Source organism: Citrobacter sp. TBCS-14 (assembly GCF_005280805.1).
Classification (GTDB): Bacteria; Pseudomonadota; Gammaproteobacteria; order Enterobacterales; family Enterobacteriaceae; genus Citrobacter; species Citrobacter gillenii.
The window spans coordinates 1-231 of record NZ_SZWM01001026.1 but is presented as its reverse complement, the minus strand read 5'-3'; the positions used below and the strand labels follow the sequence as shown (position 1 = coordinate 231).

The 231-nt window shown below is 61.5% G+C and carries 1 protein-coding gene; it reads right to left on the bottom strand.

Going from position 1 to position 231, the window contains the following annotated elements; all coding sequences use genetic code 11:
* Positions 1 to 231, bottom strand: a 231-nt coding sequence (locus FDX22_RS23770; protein ID WP_146717882.1) for a hypothetical protein, incomplete at both ends; no start/stop codon positions are given.

Sequence of the window (231 nt, the reverse complement as noted above, 5' to 3'; positions counted from 1 at the left end):
CACCGCGTTCGCGCAGCAGTTTTGCCAGTGCCACCACCTGCTGACGCATTTCGCGATAGCTAAACTGATAGCGGGCATCGGCCAGCGCCGGGGCATCCGGTGTTTTATCGGCCTGTTGCGCCACCAGCGCGCTCAGCGTAGTGGACGGGATCTCCACGCTCGTGTCGTTAATCTTCGCCAGCCGCTCATGTTCTGTCGGCAACAACATTTCGGCGTCGCCGCAGCATAGCG